Source organism: Parasedimentitalea denitrificans (genome assembly GCF_011813015.1).
Taxonomy (GTDB): Bacteria; Pseudomonadota; Alphaproteobacteria; order Rhodobacterales; family Rhodobacteraceae; genus Parasedimentitalea; species Parasedimentitalea denitrificans.
In genome coordinates this window covers 66,758-82,765 of the sequence record NZ_QHLQ01000018.1, presented here as the reverse complement: position 1 = coordinate 82,765, position 16,008 = coordinate 66,758, and the positions used below count along the sequence as shown (strand labels likewise).

Below are 16,008 nucleotides of genomic sequence, written 5' to 3'. Positions count from 1 at the left end.
TCTTGTAAGTCGTCGGTGTCCACCTGCTCATGAACCCCAACTATCACGCTGGATTCATACAGTGAATCCCATCAACCGATTTGTGCAACAAAGCCGTATTGCACGATACGTCGCGGACGCTGCTAACCGAAAAATTCTTAACGTTGCGCTCAAAGTTATCAGACGTCACATGGCCAAGCAGGAAGGGATTACCCTTCTGAAATACGACAGAAAGGCCGATGCGCTGACCCCTGTCATTTGGCGAGCAAGAGGCATCAGTAAGCTGGCGAAAGGGCAGGCACTTGGGGCAACAAACAATTGGCCTAACCTGAAGGAAATTTGCGACTACAGTGGAAAGGTCGTTGTGGATGTCGGTGCGAACTGTGGAGCTACGGCCAGGAGTTTTGCGAACGATGCGAGTACGGTTTTTGCCTTCGAACCTCATCCCGGGAATTATGCAAACCTGACGGATCACATTCGAATTCGGAAGCTGGAGAAAATCCAAACTTTCCAAATGGCTTTGTCAAGTTTTAACGGAGAGACAGCTCTGATTGAACGCGAGTCTCACGGCATACACAGCCTGGGGCCGCACAATAGGGGCAAGGAAGTCTCACATATTCCAATTAAGGTTCAAAAACTGGATGATTTTTGGAAAGAGCATATCAATGAACCGATCGGGTTACTGAAGATCGATGTAGAGGGCTTTGAGGCGGAAGTGATCGAAGGTGCGGCAGACTTGCTGGGTCAAAAAATGATCGGGGCCGTGTTGTTTGAATTTAGCCCAAGAATTCATGCGATTAGAGGTATGGATATTGATGCGCCAATTACGCTTCTGCGAGAGAAGGGGTATGAGGTCCACCATGCAGATGGGCGCCCATTCACGTTGAAGCAGTCAGAGTATCCAAGAGTTTGTGATTTGATTGCATTGCCGAAATAGGATGCGGCACAGGTTTGTGATCCAGTTGGACTAGAAAACCCCGTTCCCGCCAGTATCAATTATGGCTGGTGCGTTTGCCATCAAAGTGTAGGCTACCTCTTAAAATTCAGAGGGCAGGAGATCGCTTTGACAGACCATAATGCAATAATGGCAACACTTGAAGAATACGCAGATGCGTATTGCGCTAAAGATTTGGATCGCTTGATGGCGATCTTTGTTGAGGGGGAGGGCATATCCTTAATCGGCACCGGCGCGGATGAGTTGTGTTCAGGGAGGAGCCAAGTCGCTGGCGTTTTTGAACGCAATTTCCGCGATGCGACTGCCAAGCAGTTTGCATGGAAGTGGAAAGACATCGCTGTGCACGGTACGGCGGCAACCGTTGCGGTGACACTGGACATTCATCTGGACATCGCCGGCGAGAGCCTGACGGTTCCGGTCAGATGGACGGTGTCATTGGTCAAAATTGGTGATGATTGGAAATGGGTCCACCGTCATGCCTCGGCTGCGGCGGGGTCTCAGGATGAGGGCGCTGCGTATCCGACAGGTGAAAGCTAATACCAGGTAGGGGATGGTTCATTGAAGCAAGCTGTTGTTGTCACCGGATTACCGGCAAGTGGGAAAACCACTGTGGCCAGGCAATTGGCGGAGCTTCTGAACCTGCCGCTGCTGGACAAGGATGATTTTCTTGAGGAGCTCTACGAAGAGCAGTTCCCAGAAACGCGGGATGAGCGCAGGGAGCTCAGCAAAATCAGTGATACACTGTTTCAACAATGTGCGCTGAATTTGGATGCGGTTGTTCTGGTGTCACATTGGCGGCCAAGCTGTGGGCTGCAAGATACCGGAACTCCAACGCAGTGGGTACAAAAGCACTTCGACCGGATCGTCGAGGTCAATTGCGAGTGCTCGCCAGAGATGGCGACCACTCGTTTTTTGAACCGAACCAGGCACCCCGGACATCTTGATCAGGACAGGGACCCAGCGGATCTGGCAGCAGACATGGCCGTGCTTGCCAGTGGGTATCCGTTGGGTCTGGGAGCCTTGATAACGGTGAATACCGAGGCTCAGGTTGATCTGCCGACACTTGCGGCAGAGGTGCTTAGATATCAGTCGGTTTGATCGTCAATCTTAGCTTCTGGCGCATTGCGCATAACCGACTCGATGCCGTTGTCGCGGCCCGAAGCACTGGAATAGCTCTGCGATGTGCCGATCACCTGACCATTGGTGGCCTTCAGGTTGAACATGTGCTTGCCTGATGAGGTCTCTTTGCGCTCGTACCGTGCGTCATCACCGGCGTTTTTCTGAACCGATGCGATGCCGTTTTCGGCGCTGGACTTTTGCTTGTAGCCTTCGCTGGCCATAATGTTCTCGCCGTTGCCCGCTTTTAGACGGAACCGGAATTCACCTGCTTTGTCGGTGTATAGTTCGAATTTCCCAGCCACGCGTAATGCTCCTATGTCTTATTGAGTATAGGCGAACTAAAACACGGTTAGGGCGAGACAGCAACGTCTTGGCCGATAGGCGATGAAAGTGGACCGAGATGTTTGGGTCAGATCAGCGTTTTTCATCTTTCTTGCGGCAATACTCTTCCCACAAATCGGGGCGCCGCTCCTGAGTGATCTCTTCGCTCATCTGGTGTCGCCATTTGGCGACATTGCCGTGATGACCAGACATCAAAACATCAGGAATTTTGCGCTCCTTCCATTCGGCGGGGCGGGTGTATTGTGGATGTTCCAGCAGGCCTGACGAAAAGCTCTCTTCCTCGGCTGAGGCCTGGTTGCCCAACACACCGGGGATCAGTCGTACCGTGGCATCAATCATCGCCTGTGCTGCCAGCTCTCCGCCGGTCATCACAAAGTCCCCCAGAGAGACCTCTTGGATGTTGTAATGCTCCAGCACCCGTTCATCGACGCCTTCGAACCGGCCGCACAACAGGGTGACGCCATCGGCCCGGGCCAGGTTCTGCATCATCGCCTGATCCATAGGTTTACCGCGTGGGGTCAGGTAGATCAGCGGGTGATTGCTGGTGACCCCCTCCATGGCGTGTTCAATGGCGTTGCCCAACACGTCGGGGCGCAGCACCATGCCAGCGCCACCACCGGCTGGGGTGTCATCGACGTTGCGGTGCTTGGTCAGCCCAAACTGGCGCAGGTCTATTGTTTCCAGCTGCCACAAGCCCTCTTGCAGAGCCTTGCCAGTCAGGCTTTCACCCAACACACCGGGGAATGCTGATGGGAACAGGGTCAGGATTTTGGCCTTCCAGACGCCCACCAGATCGGGCGTCGCCGTCATCAGCTCGCGTGGCTTTAGTGTCGGGCGAATGGCCTTGCGGCCATGGGATTTATTTGGGCTCTCGGTCATGGCGCATTCATAAGATAGGGACGGAAGGAAGGAAAGGCTGCGCAAGTGCGAGGCTCTGCCTCGCGCTCCGGGATATTTTTAGCCAGATGAAGATGCGGATCCGCTTTTCATCTGGCCCCAAATATCCTGGGGGTGAGCGCCTTTGGCGTGAGGGGGCAAAGCCCCCATTGAGAGTTCTGGTCAGAACAATCCGTCGGGCGGATTGGCGATGATGCGTCGCTGGACCATATCCACAGTCGGGACAGCCTCTTGGGTGAAGGGGAGCAGAACTGTGTCCTTCAACCCTGGCCCGTGAACTTCTAGCAGGTCGCCGGCGCCGTGGTTCATCACAGACTTGACCTGTCCCAGCAAGGTGCCGCCGGTGTCATATACATCCAGCCCGGTCAGGTCAGAATAATAGTATTCATCATCCGGCAGGTTGGGCAGGGCGTCACGTGGGGCAAACAGGCGCAGGCCCTTGATGGCATCGGCCTGCTCTTTGGTGTCAATGCCGCCCAAGATGGCCACAAACCCATTGTTCGTCACGCGCGTCAGCGAGACCGTGTAGCTTTGGCTGCCGTCCTCGTTCTGCAGCGGAGAGTAGGCTTCGATATCTTCGGGAACGGCGCAAAAGCTTTTCAGGCGGACCTCGCCGCGCACTCCGAAAGAGCCAGCAACAGCTCCGATGCAAATCAGATCACTCATTGTTTTCTCCTGCGCATAGCCCGGCTACGACCGAGCCGCCTGCGATATGACAGCGCTCTGTGTGTTTCATGCGGTCAAAGAATATTCCGGCAGTAAAGGCAACTGCCAGCATCATCAGCGTTCGGACAGGACGTAGCAGTAGGCTCATCGGGTTTCAATCTTTAGCCGGTCTTGGCGGGTCTCCCAGCCTTTTTGTTCTAGTTCCGGTGTTTCAGAGGTTTCCTCTGGGTGGCCCAGACAGAAATAGCCGATCAGCTGCCAGTCGTCAGGCACATTCAGGTCGCGGTTCAACTGTTCAGGGTCCAAAATGGAGACCCATCCGAGCCCGAGACCCTCGGCGCGTAGGGCCAGCCAGAACAGGGTGATGGCAGTGACGACAGAATAGCGGCGCATTTCCGGCATGGTGCCTGCGCCCAAGCCCCGGCCCTTGGTGGTGGAATCGTCGCAGTAGACTGCCAGCTGGACGGGGGCGTCCTGCATGCCAGTCAGTTTTAGCTGTGAATAGATCTTGGCGTTTTCGCCAGAGTAGCCTGCCAAGGCTTCGGCATTGGCGGTCTCAAAATTCTTCAAAGCGGCGGCGCGGGCCGTCTCGCTGTCAATGCGCAGGATGCGCCAAGGTTCGCTCAGTCCCACAGAGGGGGCCAGGCGGATGGCGTCGAGACAGCGGGTTAGCACGGCCTCATCCACCGGTGTGTCGCGGAACCGGCGCACGTCGCGCCGGAGCCGCATCAGCAGATCAAGCTGGTCGCGGAAATCCTCGGAAAACTCAGATTTCCGCGCCGTCATAATCTTATTCTGCAGCGTCGGCGTCTGCAGCCTTGGCAGCTTTTTCTTCAGCGCGCTCAACGGCTTTCTTGCCAGGCGTACCCTTCTTAGGGTTGTTGCGCTCGGCCTTTTCGCGAACGCCAGCTGCTTCCAGCATACGTGCGATACGGTCAGTTGGCTGTGCGCCCTTGCTGATCCAGTGCTGAACGCGCTCAACGTCCATTTTCACGCGCTCTTCGCTGTCTTTTGGCAGCAGTGGGTTGTATGTGCCCAGCTTTTCGATGAAGCGACCATCGCGTGGCATACGGCTGTCAGCCGCAACGATGCGATAGAAAGGACGCTTTTTGGAACCGCCGCGGGCGAGACGAATTTTCATAGCCATGAGAGTTTCTCCTTTAAGTGGCTGTGTCGGTGGTATCTCCACCGGCATTCTTGGTTGTCGTAGTCAGGTACGTGCGGGCACACACCCTTTGTTTCGTTATTCCTGGTGCTTCTTGTGGTGATGAATCACCTCGGTGATGATGAAGTTCAGGAAATTCTTGGCGAACTCGGGGTCGAGATCGGCGCGGTTGGCCAGATCTTCGAGACGGGCAATCTGAGTGGACTCACGGGTTGGGTCCGAGGGCGGCAGGTCATGTTCGGCCTTTAGCTTGCCCACCGCCTGGGTGTGCTTGAACCGCTCGCCCAGAGTGTAGACGAGGATCGCATCCAGACGGTCGATGCTTTCGCGGTGACCTTTCAGGATCTCCGCAGCGCGTGTCACGTTGTCAGTCAAGGGCCCATCCTTTTGGTTTGAACAGCGGGTCGGCGTAGTGGCTGATTTCCATCTCGATGCCATGAGCGATCTGGCTATCCTTCAGCGCGTCGGGCGAGGGATGGCGGTAGACCGCGTCGTTGCCGTCAATGGTATTGGCGTCTTTGTCCTTGGCCGCGCCAAGGCGTTCGGCCAGGCGGATCGAGTCCAGGTTCTTGGGGTCGATGTAGCTGACCGCGCCATCCCAGCCCTGCTGGTTGTAGAAGTAGTTGCGCGCGGCATGTGTTGCCTCTAGCGCGTAGCCACGGCCAGCGGCATCGGGCCAGATGATCCAAGCGATTTCCTTTTCCGGCCAACCAGCAGGCATCCAGCCGCCAGCCATGCCGTAGGTTTCGTCTGTTACCTTGTCGTGGATCATCCACATGCCAAAACCGTGGATCTGCCAATGGCCGATCTCGGCCGCGTAAAGCATCCAGGCCTCATAGGTGTTCAGCGGACCGCCCATGAAACGCGCACGATACGAGCTGAACGTGGCTTTGAAATCCGGGTAGTCCTCGGCCTCGGGGCCGCGCAGGATCAGGCGGTTGGTTTCGATGGTGGGGATGTTCTGGGCAGGCATCAGGCGTAGGCCTCCATTCCACCGGCGGTCAGGTCTTCAGGCGATGGGTGACGCCAGATTTCCAGTGTGCCGTGGCGCTCGTGTTCGAACATGCCCTCGAATGTCGCGCCCATACGTTTGGCGACGTTGCGCGAGCCGTCGTTGGCGGGAGAGACAAGGCTGATGGTCGTTGTCCAGCCGAGGGAGTCATAAGCGTACTCGCGTGCAGCAAGTGCAGCCTCGGTCGCGTAACCTTTGCCCTCGAACCCGTTCATTAGGTCCCAGCCCAGTTCGGGCTCAGGCCAGCCATTGGGGTTCCACAGACCAATGATGCCAGCCAGTTTGCCGGTCTCGGTTTCTTCAACAGCCCAACGGCCATAGCCGCGCAGGGGCCAATGGCCCAGCTCGGTTGCCAGCATCCGCCAGCTTTGCTCTTCGGTTGCGGGGCCACCCACAAATTTCGACCGCTCAGACGCATAGAACGCGGCGAAGTCCGGGAAATCACCGGTTTCAGGCGCGCGCAGCGTCAGGCGTGGGGTCGATATTGTGGGGATCAGCATCAGGCCAGATCCTCGAGCGCTTCGATAGGCAGGGCGTCCAGCACTGGGCGGGTGAAGCTGCGATCATAGCGGCGAATGCAATCCGTTGTTTTCGCAAAGGCAAAGGCCTTTTGGCAGTCAGGATCATCTACCGACGCGATGCGATAGGCTTCGTAATCTGCCAGCGAGGGGAACGAGAATTTGGCATGGGCGATGTCGTTGGCGCCTTCGTGTGGCAGCCAATAGCCGTGATGGGTGCCGCCCATGCGGTTGACCAGCCCGATCCAAACCCGGCTGTACGTCTCAAAGACGTCAACCTGATTGGGGTCAATTTCGTATACAACCGTGCAGGTGATCATTTCTTTTTACCAAATCCAGACAGGCCAGAGGGCAGGCCCATGCCGCCGCCCAGACCGGGTAGGCCACCGGGCATCTTGCCGCCCATGGCTTTGGCAGCTGCTTCTAGTGCTTTGGGGTCCATCTGGCTGGGATCCATGCCGGCGCCGGGCATGCCGCCGCCTTTGCCCATCATGCCCTTCATGGCTTGTTTGAGCATGCCGCCTTTGCCCATCTTGCCCATCTTCTTCATCATGTCGCCCATCTGGCGGTGCATCTTCAGAAGCTTGTTCAGGTCGGACACTTCCATGCCTGCACCGCGTGCAATCCGCTTTTTGCGGTTGGCCTGCAGGATCTTGGGATTGGCGCGTTCTTTCTTGGTCATCGACTGGATCAGAGCGATCTGGCGTTTCAGGACTTTGTCGTCGAAACCGGCCTCTTCAACCTGTTTAGCCATTTTGCCCATGCCGGGCATCATCGACATCATGCCTTCCATGCCGCCCATTTGCTGCATCTGTTCCAGCTGAGTGCGCAGGTCGTTCATGTTGAACTGACCCTTCATCATGCGCTTCATCATCTTCTCGGCCTGTTCGGCCTCGATGGTTTCCTGGGCCTTTTCGACCAGCGCTACGATGTCACCCATGCCGAGGATACGGCCGGCGATACGGTCAGGCTCAAACGTTTCGAGCGCGTCCATCTTTTCGCCAAGACCGACAAAGCGGATTGGCTTGCCGGTGACAGCGCGCATGGACAGGGCAGCACCGCCGCGTCCGTCGCCGTCCATCCGGGTCAGGACCACGCCGGAAATACCGATTTTGTCGTCGAATTCCTGTGCAACCTCGACCGCGACCTGACCTGTCAGGCCATCAACAACCAGCAGAGTTTCGCGAGGCTCGACCGCATTGCGGACGTCTTCGACCTCTTGCATCAGGACTTCGTCGATGTGCAGACGGCCGGCGGTATCCAGCATATAGACGTCATAGCCACCCAGCATCGCCTGTTGCTTGGCGCGCTTGGCGATATCAACTGGGTTCTGGCCCTTGACGATAGGCAGTGTGTCGACACCGATCTGAGTACCTAGAACAGCCAACTGATCCATCGCCGCCGGACGATAGACGTCAAGCGAGGCCATCAGGACCTTTTTGCCTTCTTTGTCTTTCAGGCGCTTGGCGAGCTTACCGGTGGTGGTGGTCTTACCAGAACCCTGCAAACCAACCATCAGGATTGGGGCAGGTGGGTTGTCGACCTTGAGCTGACCGGGATCACCTTCACCTTGCAGGGTGGCGATCAGGGCGTCGTGAACGATTTTGACAACCTGCTGACCGGGGGTCACCGATTTGGTGACGGCCTGACCAGTGGCTTCGGTCTGGACCTTTTTGACAAATTCACGCGCAACCGGCAGCGAGACATCGGCCTCGAGCAGGGCAACGCGGACTTCGCGCAGTGCGGTTTTGACGTCTTCCTCAGAAAGCGCGCCTTGTTTTGTCAGCCGGTCAAAGACACCTGACAGGCGTTCGGATAGATTTTCAAACATGCCTCTCGGCCTCCTTAGCCGGTTTCGGTTTTGGCCTGCCCTATGTAGGGAATGCCGGGTCCATACACAATTGCCCCCACGGGCGTAACACGCTGGTGGGGGGCGATCCCTGGTACAAGCAGGGACCGGAAGACTCAGTTCTTCCGGATGTTGTGGGAGGCGTTACGCCTGATCGCGGGCAGAGTCAAGCGGGGCAGCCTGCAGCCACTTGTTCACGGCATTGACCAGCCGGGCTGGACCGCGGGTATTGGTATAGCTGACGACCATGGGGTGCAGGGTGCCGCCGATGTCCAGCGAGGGGCGATACAGGGTGTTGGCATTGCTATTGTTCATGGACGAGACCGTGGTTTCCAATACCGCCTTGTTCAACTGTGACAGGGGGTGGGTGTCTTCGCGATAGGTATAGAGTGATTGTGTGCGGATGGTGATGAGATTGCTGCCGCAGTCAAATATCACCTGCACCCGGCGTACAAAGGCAACAAAGCAAGCCGCGCCGATGCCACCGCCAAACAGTGCAAAAGGAATGCCGAACAGGGGTTCCTCGGTGGCGACCAGCAATCCGGCGCCGACAAAGGCCAGAATGAACAGAATCAAGGCAATGCCGATCAGCCAAGGCTTGTTGGCGACGATCAGCTGTTCGGGTGTGTTGCGGACGACTTTCATAGTGAGCGAGGGTAACTGTTCGTTTGTTGGATGGATACTGTCTGTCAGCGGAGGCTATCACTTGGCGGGCAAGGGAACGATTTCGACATCGCCATCTGACCCTGTCAGAGTGATGGACTGACCGTCGGTTGCAAAGTCTACCCGCACGCCGCCGTGGTATTCCCATTCGATATACATGGATGTTTCCGCGATGATCGTACCGGTGTTTTCCATCACCTGTACTTCGACCGTCATACTGCCTTCGTTGTTTCCCGTGTTCATAAAATCCACGGTTCTCTGAAAAGCACTGCGGCCGGTAGCCTCATGAGAGGCGGTTTTTTCCCACCGGGTTGGTGGATCCTTATAGGTTTCACGGTCCATGTGACTGTTCTCCCTGATGATCTGCGGTTCTCTGATTAGTCTATGGTCGAAAGTCAGTAATAGCTAGATCGTCAGGGTTTCTGATGGATTGGCCCATCAGCCGAGGCTTGTTGGCGAGGATCAGTTGCTGAGGTGAGCTGCGGATGAATTTCATGGAGTGGGAATAGAGTAACTGGTCTTGTGTTGGTTTCATGCCACCCATTGGCCTTACATAGTGGTGGCTTCACTCGATAGACGTATCACAATCTGCAAACCGTTCAGCTGGCGTTTGATATTGCAGAGTTTGGCATGGAGCGAACTGAAATCTACCAAAAGGCGCCGGGCTCGCGACCTTTGTTATGTGGTGAACTTGACAAATTTTTCGGCCGCTGCGGCAACGCCGTCAACTTGGTCAATCATCCCTTGTGAAAGAGTGGCCATCAATTTGCAGCCGACATTGTACTCTTTGCGGCTTGCATCGCCCGCTTTCTCGGCCTTGGCCAGCGCCTTCTTGATCTCAGCCTCTTTTTTCTTGTTGCCCTTGGCCTCTGCCAAGTCTGTTTCCAGTTGCCCTATTTCGACGATTTGAGTGGCGTACTTCTCAACGACGTCCTGAAGGTATTTGTACTGCTTGTTGAAGCCCGAACTGGTGGCGGTCGCGGAGCTTTGCGTGCTTGCGCAGGCCTTGGCAATGGCTTTCATGGTTGTAAGGTTTTTGTCTATGTTCTTTTTCATGCTCGCGATGTCTGCCAGCGCGGCTTTCAACAGCGGCGGGTGTTTCGACTTCGCCATAATGCCTCCTGCCCAAGGGAAAAACGCGACAACTTCTTAGATGGTGAACACAGAAATCGCTCCCTTACTTCAAGATTTAGCTAAAGCGCTGCAAAAATCAATTTTCAGACAATCCTGACGACCTTCACGCCTGAACGGACAAAAGGCACAATCGCCCCCTTGGCAAGGACTTGACCCATACAGACCATGCAATCAAAAAATACATGCGCAAACTGAACCTGGTTGAGAGAATATCGACGGAACCTGTTTCGTCATGCGTTTATTGAAGGAAGCGACGTATCAAGGGAGCTAACCCACAATGAAGACAATCGTGACACTCTGTTCCGGGATTTTCGCTGCTCTGGCCGTTTTGCCGGTACAGGCGGCCCCTCCCGAGTTGCGGACACCTTCGCCCGTCATTTATCTGGCCGACAATCTGGACGAAGCAGATCGGCTTGGGTGGTGTATCGACACCCTCGGACGTGGCCTTTCAGATCAGCTGCACGCGCATTCTTGCAAGCCGCAAGGTGGGGATGTTCAATTCAGCTTCGAGCCGGAAACTGGTCACATCAAGTCTGTTGCCTTCGATAATCTGTGCGCAAGTTATTCTGGAACCTTGCCTCTTGGGCTGGTTGCTTGCGAAGACGCCGCCTCTCAGGCTTTTGTATATGATGAACCCACAATGACGTTCAGACCCGAAAGCGATCAGGATAACTGTCTGGTTGTTGGAGACGCGAGCCGATCTGCAGGGCCATTTATGTCGCGCACGTTAGGGGTTGTCAGTTGCGAGCAAGTTGATGATCTCCTTAAAACATGGGTCATCAAGCCATAGAACCATAACACATATCGAAATTGCAATTGCTGCCAATGTACCTTTTGTTTGCACTGCCCCTGCGGACGAAAACACGTACCTTCTCAAGCTGGTGCAGGATGGATCACCCCTCCGCTGGCGTCACGGCCCGCTGATAAAGATGCCATGTGGTGTGGCCAAGGATCGGCAGGGTGAAGATCAGGCCCAGAAACGCCGGAACCAGCGACAACAGCATTGTGACCGAGATTATCGCTGCCCAGGTGAGCATGACCACTGGGTTTTCAGTGACAACGCGAATGGACGTCAGCATGGCAGTAACAAAATTGGTTTCCCGGTCGAGCAACATGGGCATGGCGACAACGGTTACGGTGAACAGCACAGCCGACAAAAAGGCGCCGACGCCGGTGCCAATTGCAAGGAATATCCAGCCCTCGGGCGTGAAGAAAACCGTGTTCAGAAACCCGTCAAAATCCCCAAAGGACGCATTTTTGAGGATGATCGCCAGCCAAAGCCGAATTTGGTAAACCCAGACCCAGAATATGAACAGCGTGACAAAAGCCATCCAGCCAAGTTCGCGCTTGCGTTGATTGGCCATGACGCCAAGGATATCTACCCAGCCGAAACCCTCTCCGTTCTGCAACCGGCGTGACATTTCATATAGCCCGGCGGCGGCAAAGGGGGCGACCAGTGGAAAGCCTATAATGGCGGGAATGATCATCCAGATCTTACCAAGCCAGACCAGACACCAAACAAACAGCAGCCCGAACACCGCGTAGAACAAGCCAAAGAAACCGCTCATGAAGGGGCGCGCCAGAAAGTCGGAAAACCCGGCCTTTAGCGACGCGGTAATATCACCCGCAGTCATTTTATTGACCTTGGGCATGGCTGGCCGTGGTGCCAAATTCTCTTGTGGTCTGGAACCTTCGGTCTTGGGTGTCATGACACGCTCCTCCCAAAGCATGGCGCTGTGCTCGTCCATTTGCCAACAGACCCAAGGGTCCAACAGGTATCTTTCCTTCGCAAACAAGTTTGCGTCAGTTGAGGTATGCGGGCAAGAGGCAAGCATGGCAGGTAAGTCCGCCTAAATGATATTGGCTATTTGGGTGGAACGAACCGCAATGGGTCGCGGCCTTGGAGATCTCGCCACGCGTGGAACAAAGCTGCAGGCCGCGGTGCAATGCTAATCAGCCAAAGTTTGTTGGCAAGGATCAATTGCTGAGGTGTGTTGTGGGTGGTTTTTGTGATGTGAGGTAGGGTAGCGGGTCATTTATAAGATTCATACTTCGCATTCTCTGCGATCAATCAATGGCATGTCAGAGCCCATTGTGAATTCTCTTAGGTTATGAATGAATGCGCTGCGTAGTTTGTGGAAGGAACAGTTGTCCAGTGAAAAAATGGATTGCTCTGTTAGGTGGAACGGTGATTGTAGCAACCGGGTGCAATCCACGCAGTTACGATGCAACCGCTGTTCCTCAAGAAGGCTTGAGAGTCACTTACACCGTGACGTCGATGTTCGGTTTCCACAGTGACTGGACACGGGCGATTAGTGTGAAATATGGCGCAAAAGAAATCCAACAAGACTTGTTTGAAGATACGGGTTGGTGGAGAGGCTCACACCTATATCGCCATAAGTCAGGGATTTATGTGATCCATGAAGGTCAAAATGGATGTTTTGGATTTACGGTAGAACCGTTATCTTTCGATGTCCGGGCAAGCATTTCATGCGAAAAGAGTATGACTGCTCGCCAAGAGATAAGTGGCGCTTCGCAGTACTACACTGATTTGATATATCTCGGCGCATTCAGCGAAACCCCAAACGCGCCCGATGGTGTTCCAATATCGTTCGTATCAGCAGATGAAAGACCAGAAGCAGAGCTTCCAGATATCCTTTGAAAATTGCTGAAGTCCAAGGGCGGAAAGCCCCGCACAGTTGACACTCACGACTTGGGCAGAAAGAGCAAAATTGGTCGTGGCTTTGAAGGTTTCGTAACCCGCTGAACAAGGCCGAAGGCCGCCGCATGATCGCCTGCATGGGCTCCGCCTGTTCAAGCTTGACATGATCTCCTAGATCATTTCCTGATCGGTTCTCACCCCCACGGGCAGGTGATCGCGCGGCTTATTGACCATCTGGCAATTGTCCCTTGACGGAATCGCACCCTTGGCAAACACTTGGACCCATACCGCCATGGCCCGACTCCCGAACCGGGGGGTCACTTTGCGACCAGACGGGGCGAGGCAGAGCTCATATTCAGACAGTAAACGCGGCTGAGACATCCGCGCTTTCCTTTCGTGCAGCCTATTTGGACGCCGAGGAGGAATATGAGTATGAGGGTATTTACGATTTTGGGGCCGTCGCAGTCGGGTAAATCGACACTTGCGGCAGCTTTGGCCGCGCTGGAGGGCACGGCGGGCAAGCGTCAGGACGTGGCGCAGGTGGCGGCGTTGCAACCGTTCCGATTTATGAATGAAGACTGGGCCGCGATTGATATTGCAGGCGGGCCGGAAAATCTGGCGCAGGCGGGGCCTGCATTGGCGGCAAGTGACGCGGCGGTGCTGGTCGTCCCTGCAGATGCTGAGGCGGCGGTGCTGAGCGCACCGTATTTGCGGTTGATCGAAGAGGCGGGCATCCCCGCCTTTCTTTTTATCAACCGCATGGACGTGGCCCCGCATCGAGTGGCGAGGATTGTCGAATCCCTGCAGACCTATTGTCGGCATAACCTGGTGCTGCGACAGGTGCCAATGCGCGAGCATGGTGAGGTCGTGGGGGCGGTTGATCTGATCTCTGAACGGGCGTGGAAGTATAACGAGGGTCGGCCCTCGGCGTTAGTCAAGATACCTGGCGATATGGTGGGGCGCGAGCAAGAGGCGCGCGGTGAAATGCTGGAGGCGCTGGCGGATTTTGACGATCATCTGATGGAAGAGCTGATCGAGGATCATCAGGTTCTGACCGCCGAAGTATATGATGTAGCGACCAAGGTGTTGCAGCACAATGATCTGGTGCCGGTGTTGCTGGGATCGGCCAGTCATTGCAATGGGGTTCAGCGGTTGATGAAATCTTTGCGGCACGAGGTGCCGAGTGTTGGGGTGACGCTGGAACGCCTGTCGCGGGACTCGAAACAGGGCAACGATGTGGTTGCGGTTGGCTGTCTGGCAAATCTGGTCAAGCATCTGGGTAAGACGGTGACCGTCCGGGCAATGGATGGCGATATGGGCAATGGTGCGGCCGTTGGCGGCGCGGCGCTGGGATCGTTGACCGGGGTAGCAGCAGGATCCAACGGTGGCGGCATTGCGTCGGGTGATCTGGGGCAGGCAGTAAAGTCTGACCATCTGAATATGGGCTATGCCTATATGCGGGATGGCAGCGCGACCTTGCCAGAGTGGGCGCAGCCGCATCCCTCAACCTTTCGGCGGATGGTGACGCCTGTGCGGGAACGCGATGATGCCCGGTTGTCAGTGGCTCTGGAAAAGATGGGGGAAATCGATCCGGCACTGGTGGTCGAACATCATGCTCAGACGGGGCATGCGGTGTTGAACGCGCAGGGGCCGCTGCACATGCGTCGTATACTGAGCGTGCTGAAGCAGGGATTTGGTGTTGATGTCGAAGAGGTAAGAGTTCCGCCAGAACTGCGTGAAACGATTACTCAGTCGGTTGAAATCCACCATCGTCACCGCAAGCAATCCGGCGGGGCGGGGCAGTTTGCCGACATCAAGATTGAACTGAAGCCGCAGCCACGCGGTTGGGGGTTCAAGTTTGAAGAGCAGATCAAGGGCGGGGCAGTGCCCAAGAACTATATCCCCTCGGTCGAGGCTGGTGCGAAAGATGCGCTGGCGGAGGGATTGAACGGCCATCCGGTGGATGATCTCTGTGTGATCCTGAAAGATGGCAAACACCACTCGGTAGATAGTTCCGACTTTGCCTTTCGCACGGCGGGTAAGAACGCGGTGCGCGAAGCTTTGAAAGAAGCCGGGCCGGTGTTGCTGCAACCGATCATGCGAGTGCATATCCATGTGCCAACGGTATTCACCGGTGGGTTGGTGCCGGTGGTCAGCGGTATGAAGGGGCAGATCCTGGGGTTTGAAAATAACCCGGATGCCGCCGGTTGGGATGTGTTTGAAACCCTGCTGCCGATGGCAGTTCAGGATGAGCTGTGCAGCTCGCTGGCAAGTGTCACCCGCGGTACCGGGTGGTTCAGCACTGACTTCGATCACTACCAAGAGGCCAAGCGCGCGGACTTTGCTGACGCGTAAAAGTGCAAGCTGATGCAAGACTGTTAGGTGCCCGGCTGTAAATGGTCGGGCACTTGGCTGTTCTGCCCCTTGCAATTCACCGTGGTTCCGCGTGATCTGCGCCGACTAGAGTTTTACGACGGACTGACCTGATATGGACAACGCACCTTTAGACCTGGACAGCATGCCTGTTTCCTCAGACGCGCTGCTGGCGCAGTTGGATGACTGGGGGCTGGGATATGTCCTGCACGAACACCCTCCGCTGCATTCAGTTGGCGAGGCCAAGGAGGTCGAGGCGGCGATGGTGGTGCCCGGTGAAAACGCGCTTCGGGTCAAGAATCTGTACCTGCGGGACAAGAAAAAGCGCAATTACCTGGTGACGCTAGAGCAGGATCGCAAGATCGACCTAAAGGAGCTGGGCGCTGAACTGGGTGTGGGTAAACTGTCGTTCGGCTCACCCGAGCGGTTGATGCAGCATCTGGGCATCTTGCCCGGTGCGGTGACGCCTTTGTCGATGATCAACGGAGTAGAGAAAGACGTGGCGTTCTACATGGACAGCGCCGCGCAGCAGGCTGATGTGATCTATATGCATCCGCTGGTGAACACCCGGACCGTGGGACTGAAACGCAGTGATTTGATGGCTTTCTTTGAGCGTATCGGCTGTGCGGTTACTTGGGTTTGACATAAGTTATTTGCCGCCAAGACGAATGCCA

General features: G+C 55.7%; 24 protein-coding genes. 7 read left to right on the top strand and 17 right to left on the bottom strand.

Features of this window, described 5'->3' with window-relative positions:
• From DL239_RS16365 to DL239_RS16355, 3 genes are all read left to right on the top strand, one after another.
• A partial coding sequence (locus DL239_RS16365) for an FkbM family methyltransferase (protein ID WP_206188490.1) occupies window positions 1-916 on the top strand: 916 nt, incomplete at its 5' end.
• A gap of 126 nt (window positions 917-1,042) precedes the next feature.
• Window positions 1,043-1,471: a nuclear transport factor 2 family protein gene (locus DL239_RS16360; protein ID WP_255456306.1), complete on the top strand. Its 429-nt coding sequence runs from the start codon at window positions 1,043-1,045 to the stop codon at window positions 1,469-1,471.
• Between the two features lie 21 nt (window positions 1,472-1,492).
• Window positions 1,493-2,032 (top strand): P-loop nucleotide/nucleoside kinase family protein, encoded by a 540-nt coding sequence (locus tag DL239_RS16355; protein WP_167685179.1) that lies wholly within the window; start codon window positions 1,493-1,495, stop codon window positions 2,030-2,032.
• Here DL239_RS16355 and DL239_RS16350 read toward each other — a convergent pair.
• The 15 genes from DL239_RS16350 to DL239_RS16285 form a co-directional block, all read right to left on the bottom strand.
• Window positions 2,020-2,355, bottom strand: a complete 336-nt coding sequence (locus tag DL239_RS16350) for a YegP family protein (RefSeq protein WP_167685178.1) — start codon at window positions 2,353-2,355, stop codon at window positions 2,020-2,022. The two genes, DL239_RS16355 and DL239_RS16350, sit on opposite strands and share 13 nt — an antisense overlap.
• A gap of 112 nt (window positions 2,356-2,467) precedes the next feature.
• The gene (trmD, locus tag DL239_RS16345; protein ID WP_167685177.1) at window positions 2,468-3,274 is read right to left on the bottom strand and encodes a tRNA (guanosine(37)-N1)-methyltransferase TrmD; all 807 of its coding nucleotides are present in this window, start codon (window positions 3,272-3,274) and stop codon (window positions 2,468-2,470) included.
• 180 nt (window positions 3,275-3,454) lie between these two features.
• The gene (rimM, locus tag DL239_RS16340) at window positions 3,455-3,958 is read right to left on the bottom strand and encodes a ribosome maturation factor RimM (RefSeq protein ID WP_167685176.1); all 504 of its coding nucleotides are present in this window, start codon (window positions 3,956-3,958) and stop codon (window positions 3,455-3,457) included.
• Window positions 3,951-4,106 (bottom strand): hypothetical protein, encoded by a 156-nt coding sequence (locus DL239_RS16335; protein WP_167685084.1) that lies wholly within the window; start codon window positions 4,104-4,106, stop codon window positions 3,951-3,953. Before DL239_RS16335 ends, rimM begins: the two co-directional genes overlap by 8 nt.
• Window positions 4,103-4,744 carry a 5,6-dimethylbenzimidazole synthase gene (bluB, locus tag DL239_RS16330; protein WP_167685175.1) on the bottom strand — a complete coding sequence of 214 codons (642 nt, stop codon included), beginning with the start codon at window positions 4,742-4,744 and terminating at the stop codon, window positions 4,103-4,105. The genes DL239_RS16335 and bluB overlap by 4 nt, the downstream gene beginning before the upstream one ends.
• Before the next feature lie 4 nt (window positions 4,745-4,748).
• Complete coding sequence (gene rpsP, locus DL239_RS16325) at window positions 4,749-5,105, bottom strand: 30S ribosomal protein S16 (protein ID WP_167685174.1); 357 nt, start codon at window positions 5,103-5,105, stop codon at window positions 4,749-4,751.
• Window positions 5,106-5,201: 96 nt separating this feature from the next.
• Complete coding sequence (locus DL239_RS16320; protein ID WP_167685173.1) at window positions 5,202-5,498, bottom strand: chorismate mutase; 297 nt, start codon at window positions 5,496-5,498, stop codon at window positions 5,202-5,204.
• Window positions 5,491-6,096 carry a GNAT family N-acetyltransferase gene (locus DL239_RS16315; RefSeq protein WP_167685172.1) on the bottom strand — a complete coding sequence of 202 codons (606 nt, stop codon included), beginning with the start codon at window positions 6,094-6,096 and terminating at the stop codon, window positions 5,491-5,493. Before DL239_RS16315 ends, DL239_RS16320 begins: the two co-directional genes overlap by 8 nt.
• Window positions 6,096-6,635 (bottom strand): GNAT family N-acetyltransferase, encoded by a 540-nt coding sequence (locus DL239_RS16310; protein WP_167685171.1) that lies wholly within the window; start codon window positions 6,633-6,635, stop codon window positions 6,096-6,098. Before DL239_RS16310 ends, DL239_RS16315 begins: the two co-directional genes overlap by 1 nt.
• On the bottom strand, window positions 6,635-6,973 hold the full coding sequence (locus tag DL239_RS16305) for an NIPSNAP family protein (protein ID WP_167685170.1): 339 nt from the start codon (window positions 6,971-6,973) through the stop codon (window positions 6,635-6,637). Before DL239_RS16305 ends, DL239_RS16310 begins: the two co-directional genes overlap by 1 nt.
• The gene (gene ffh, locus DL239_RS16300; RefSeq protein WP_167685169.1) at window positions 6,970-8,484 is read right to left on the bottom strand and encodes a signal recognition particle protein; all 1,515 of its coding nucleotides are present in this window, start codon (window positions 8,482-8,484) and stop codon (window positions 6,970-6,972) included. Before ffh ends, DL239_RS16305 begins: the two co-directional genes overlap by 4 nt.
• Window positions 8,485-8,646: 162 nt before the next feature.
• Entirely contained in the window at window positions 8,647-9,147 is a 501-nt protein-coding gene (locus tag DL239_RS16295; protein WP_167685168.1) for a hypothetical protein, read from the bottom strand.
• Between the two features lie 57 nt (window positions 9,148-9,204).
• Window positions 9,205-9,507 (bottom strand): hypothetical protein, encoded by a 303-nt coding sequence (locus tag DL239_RS16290; RefSeq protein WP_167685167.1) that lies wholly within the window; start codon window positions 9,505-9,507, stop codon window positions 9,205-9,207.
• 40 nt (window positions 9,508-9,547) lie between these two features.
• Window positions 9,548-9,700 carry a hypothetical protein gene (locus tag DL239_RS21525; protein WP_206188489.1) on the bottom strand — a complete coding sequence of 51 codons (153 nt, stop codon included), beginning with the start codon at window positions 9,698-9,700 and terminating at the stop codon, window positions 9,548-9,550.
• A gap of 143 nt (window positions 9,701-9,843) precedes the next feature.
• Entirely contained in the window at window positions 9,844-10,278 is a 435-nt protein-coding gene (locus tag DL239_RS16285) for a hypothetical protein (protein ID WP_167685166.1), read from the bottom strand.
• Window positions 10,279-10,576: 298 nt separating this feature from the next.
• Here DL239_RS16285 and DL239_RS16280 point away from each other — a divergent pair, with 298 nt between their 5' ends.
• A complete protein-coding gene (locus tag DL239_RS16280; protein WP_167685165.1) occupies window positions 10,577-11,089 on the top strand; it encodes a ricin-type beta-trefoil lectin domain protein in 513 nt (170 codons plus the stop codon).
• A gap of 103 nt (window positions 11,090-11,192) precedes the next feature.
• On the opposite strand, the gene DL239_RS16275 is transcribed toward DL239_RS16280, so the two are convergent.
• Window positions 11,193-12,008: a DUF2189 domain-containing protein gene (locus DL239_RS16275; protein WP_167685164.1), complete on the bottom strand. Its 816-nt coding sequence runs from the start codon at window positions 12,006-12,008 to the stop codon at window positions 11,193-11,195.
• 446 nt (window positions 12,009-12,454) lie between these two features.
• Between DL239_RS16275 and DL239_RS16270 the strand changes: the two genes are divergently transcribed.
• Window positions 12,455-12,961: a hypothetical protein gene (locus DL239_RS16270; RefSeq protein WP_167685163.1), complete on the top strand. Its 507-nt coding sequence runs from the start codon at window positions 12,455-12,457 to the stop codon at window positions 12,959-12,961.
• 171 nt (window positions 12,962-13,132) lie between these two features.
• Here DL239_RS16270 and DL239_RS21815 read toward each other — a convergent pair whose 3' ends face one another.
• The gene (locus tag DL239_RS21815) at window positions 13,133-13,255 is read right to left on the bottom strand and encodes a hypothetical protein (protein ID WP_255456305.1); all 123 of its coding nucleotides are present in this window, start codon (window positions 13,253-13,255) and stop codon (window positions 13,133-13,135) included.
• 138 nt (window positions 13,256-13,393) lie between these two features.
• Between DL239_RS21815 and DL239_RS16265 the strand changes: the two genes are divergently transcribed.
• Together DL239_RS16265 and DL239_RS16260 are read left to right on the top strand one after the other, a co-directional pair.
• On the top strand, window positions 13,394-15,316 hold the full coding sequence (locus tag DL239_RS16265) for an elongation factor G (RefSeq protein ID WP_167685162.1): 1,923 nt from the start codon (window positions 13,394-13,396) through the stop codon (window positions 15,314-15,316).
• A gap of 163 nt (window positions 15,317-15,479) precedes the next feature.
• A complete protein-coding gene (locus DL239_RS16260; protein WP_439650874.1) occupies window positions 15,480-15,977 on the top strand; it encodes a prolyl-tRNA synthetase associated domain-containing protein in 498 nt (165 codons plus the stop codon).
• Window positions 15,978-16,008: the final 31 nt, after the last annotated feature.

Bases quoted from the DNA above. Each gene is read 5' to 3' on its own strand.
- DL239_RS21525 (WP_206188489.1), bottom strand. From the start codon at position 9,700: ATGAAACCAACACAAGACCAGTTACTCTATTCCCACTCCATGAAATTC.
- ffh (WP_167685169.1), bottom strand. From the start codon at position 8,484: ATGTTTGAAAATCTATCCGAACGCCTGTCAGGTGTCTTTGACCGGCTG.
- DL239_RS16315 (WP_167685172.1), bottom strand. From the start codon at position 6,096: ATGCCTGCCCAGAACATCCCCACCATCGAAACCAACCGCCTGATCCTG.
- DL239_RS16310 (WP_167685171.1), bottom strand. From the start codon at position 6,635: ATGCTGATCCCCACAATATCGACCCCACGCCTGACGCTGCGCGCGCCT.
- bluB (WP_167685175.1), bottom strand. From the start codon at position 4,744: ATGACGGCGCGGAAATCTGAGTTTTCCGAGGATTTCCGCGACCAGCTT.
- DL239_RS16275 (WP_167685164.1), bottom strand. From the start codon at position 12,008: ATGACACCCAAGACCGAAGGTTCCAGACCACAAGAGAATTTGGCACCA.
- DL239_RS16280 (WP_167685165.1), top strand. From the start codon at position 10,577: ATGAAGACAATCGTGACACTCTGTTCCGGGATTTTCGCTGCTCTGGCC.
- rimM (WP_167685176.1), bottom strand. From the start codon at position 3,958: ATGAGTGATCTGATTTGCATCGGAGCTGTTGCTGGCTCTTTCGGAGTG.
- DL239_RS16260 (WP_439650874.1), top strand. From the start codon at position 15,480: ATGCCTGTTTCCTCAGACGCGCTGCTGGCGCAGTTGGATGACTGGGGG.
- DL239_RS16265 (WP_167685162.1), top strand. From the start codon at position 13,394: ATGAGGGTATTTACGATTTTGGGGCCGTCGCAGTCGGGTAAATCGACA.
- trmD (WP_167685177.1), bottom strand. From the start codon at position 3,274: ATGACCGAGAGCCCAAATAAATCCCATGGCCGCAAGGCCATTCGCCCG.
- DL239_RS16285 (WP_167685166.1), bottom strand. From the start codon at position 10,278: ATGGCGAAGTCGAAACACCCGCCGCTGTTGAAAGCCGCGCTGGCAGAC.
- DL239_RS16335 (WP_167685084.1), bottom strand. From the start codon at position 4,106: ATGAGCCTACTGCTACGTCCTGTCCGAACGCTGATGATGCTGGCAGTT.
- DL239_RS21815 (WP_255456305.1), bottom strand. From the start codon at position 13,255: ATGGCGGTATGGGTCCAAGTGTTTGCCAAGGGTGCGATTCCGTCAAGG.
- DL239_RS16290 (WP_167685167.1), bottom strand. From the start codon at position 9,507: ATGGACCGTGAAACCTATAAGGATCCACCAACCCGGTGGGAAAAAACC.
- DL239_RS16295 (WP_167685168.1), bottom strand. From the start codon at position 9,147: ATGAAAGTCGTCCGCAACACACCCGAACAGCTGATCGTCGCCAACAAG.
- rpsP (WP_167685174.1), bottom strand. From the start codon at position 5,105: ATGGCTATGAAAATTCGTCTCGCCCGCGGCGGTTCCAAAAAGCGTCCT.
- DL239_RS16305 (WP_167685170.1), bottom strand. From the start codon at position 6,973: ATGATCACCTGCACGGTTGTATACGAAATTGACCCCAATCAGGTTGAC.